Source organism: Streptomyces spiramenti (assembly GCF_012034385.1).
Taxonomy (GTDB): Bacteria; Actinomycetota; Actinomycetes; order Streptomycetales; family Streptomycetaceae; genus Streptomyces; species Streptomyces spiramenti.
Genome location: NZ_JAAVJB010000407.1, coordinates 1 through 2,308, shown reverse-complemented (window position 1 = coordinate 2,308; position 2,308 = coordinate 1). Strand labels below are relative to the sequence as shown.

At 75.7% G+C, this 2,308-nt stretch carries 3 protein-coding genes; all 3 read left to right on the top strand.

Going from position 1 to position 2,308, the window contains the following annotated elements; translation table 11 throughout:
* The first annotated feature begins 261 nt into the window (after window positions 1–261).
* Window positions 262–708, top strand: coding sequence for an SRPBCC family protein (locus HCJ92_RS23710; protein WP_167935661.1), 447 nt, complete (start codon window positions 262–264; stop codon window positions 706–708).
* Between the two features lie 162 nt (window positions 709–870).
* Window positions 871–1,296 carry a DUF5304 family protein gene (locus tag HCJ92_RS23705; RefSeq protein ID WP_167935660.1) on the top strand — a complete coding sequence of 142 codons (426 nt, stop codon included), beginning with the start codon at window positions 871–873 and terminating at the stop codon, window positions 1,294–1,296.
* 78 nt (window positions 1,297–1,374) lie between these two features.
* Window positions 1,375–2,308, top strand: a 934-nt coding sequence (locus tag HCJ92_RS23700; RefSeq protein WP_167935659.1) for an ROK family glucokinase, incomplete at its 3' end; no start/stop codon positions are given.

The following is a 2,308-nucleotide window of genomic DNA, read 5'->3' as shown; positions in this document are numbered from 1 at the left end:
GGGTCCCGGAGGACCCCGCGGGCGGTGCCGACACGGGATGCGCGCGCCCCGCGCGAACACCCGCCTGCCGACTCCGGACGCGCGGCCCGGTCCCGCCCGACGCCCGAGCCTACCGGGGAATCCCCGGCCTGCGCCGGGCGCCCGCCCAACTGCCCGCGCGCGACCGGCGGGCGCCGTGCCGCGCACGGTATAGCCTTCCCCCGGACGGCGCCGGATCACTCGGGCCGCCCCAGGGGCGAGAGAGAACGAGGAGCCAGCGCGATGGCCGAGCAGACCAGGTCCAGCATCACCGTCGAGGCGTCGCCGGCCGCGGTGATGGCGGTGATCGCCGACTTCGGTCGTTACCCGGAGTGGACGGGCGAGGTCACCGAGGCCGAGGTCCTGGACACCGACGACCAGGGGCGCGCCCGGCAGGTCCGCCTGGTGCTCGACGCCGGGGCCATCCGCGACGACCACACCCTGGCGTACACGTGGACCGGCGCCACCGAGGTGTCCTGGACGCTGGTGCGGTCCCGCATGCTGCGGGCCCTGGACGGCTCGTACCGGCTGATGCCCACCGCCGGCGGCACCCGCACCGAGGTCGTCTACCAGCTGACCGTGGACGTGAAGATCCCGATGCTGGGCGACATCAAGCGGAAGGCCGAGAAGGTCATCGTCGACCGCGCCCTCGACGGGCTGCGGCGGCGGGTGGAGAGCCTGGGCGGCTGACACCGCCGCGCGGCACCGGCCCGGCGCCCGGCCTCGCGCCCGGCCTCCCCCCCCGGCCCGACCTCGCCGGCCGGGACGGGGCGCGCGGATCCGGTGACCGCCCCCGGGCGTTCGGGTACCGTCGGGAGCGACGAGTCACGCGTCCCGCCCCAGGAGTCCGCCATGAGCGACGCGCACCAGCCCCCATTCGACGACGACGCCTGGGCCACGGCCTGCGAGGAGGACCTCCGGGCCGAGCGGGCCCGACGCCGGTCGGCCGGTAACGGCAGCGAGCCGGTGGACGAGCTTCGTCACTTCTTCGACACAGTCGCCCAACGCCTCGGGCAGTTCGGCGGCGGGCCCGCCGGCTGGGTGGCGGCGGACGCCGCCGACAAGGCCCGCGCCGCCGTGGACCCCGTCCTGGAGCGGCATCGCGACACCATCGGCCATCTCGCCCGCGCGGGCGACGAGGTCGCCGCCGCCTTCCGTGCCGCGTTCACACCTCAGCAGCAGCGGGACGCCGAGGGGACGGCCGCCCCCGAGGACGGGACGCGGCCCGGCTCGGGCGAGAGCGGCCCGACCTCCCCGAGCGACGGCCCGAAGCCCTGATCGGTCCGTCAGAGTGACCGTTCACCTCCTGTACGGTATTCCGCGGCGGGTATGCAACGACCACTCACTGAGGGACTCATGGGACTCACCATCGGGGTCGACATCGGCGGCACCAAGATCGCGGCCGGGGTGGTCGACGAATCCGGCGCCATCCTCAACACCTGCACGGTGCCGACGCCGCCGACCCCGCAGGGCGTCGTGGACGCCATCGCGGACGCGGTGCGGACCGTGGGTGACGGATCGGGCGCCGTGGCCGTCGGGATCGGCGCGGCCGGCTACGTGGACGACAAGCGTGCCACCGTGCTGTTCGCCCCCAACATCAAGTGGCGCCACGAGGCGCTGAAGGACAAGGTCGAGCAGCGCGTCGGGCTGCCCGTGGTCGTGGAGAACGACGCCAACGCCGCCGCGTGGGGCGAGTACCGCTTCGGCGCGGGCGCCGGTCACGAGGACGTCGTCTGCATCACCCTGGGCACCGGCCTCGGCGGCGGCATCGTCATGGGCGGCCGGCTCCACCGCGGCCGTTTCGGCATCGCCGGCGAGTTCGGCCACATCCGGATAGTGCCGGACGGCCTGCTGTGCGGCTGCGGCAGCCAGGGGTGCTGGGAGCAGTACGCCTCCGGCCGCGCGCTGGTCCGCTACGCGCGCCAGCGCGCCACCGCCAGCCCCGACCAGGCCCCCGTGCTGCTGGCCCTGGGCGACGGCACCCCCGAGGGCATCGAGGGGCGCCACGTCTCCGAGGCCGCCCGGCAGGGCGACCCGGTCGCCATCGACTCCTTCCGCGAGCTGGCCCGCTGGGCGGGCGCCGGACTCGCCGACCTGGCCTCGCTGTTCGACCCCTCCGCCTTCATCGTGGGCGGGGGCGTCTCCGACGAGGGCGACCTCGTCCTGGAGCCGATCCGCAAGTCCTTCCGCCGCTGGCTGGTCGGCAGCCGCTACCGGCCGCACGCCCAGGTGCTCGCCGCGCGGCTGGGAGGCCGCGCCGGCCTGGTCGGCGCCGCGGACCTCGCCCGCC

Excerpts from the sequence above, each read along its gene's own strand:
- HCJ92_RS23705 (WP_167935660.1), top strand. The coding sequence starts at position 871 with ATGAGCGACGCGCACCAGCCCCCATTCGACGACGACGCCTGGGCCACG.
- HCJ92_RS23710 (WP_167935661.1), top strand. The coding sequence starts at position 262 with ATGGCCGAGCAGACCAGGTCCAGCATCACCGTCGAGGCGTCGCCGGCC.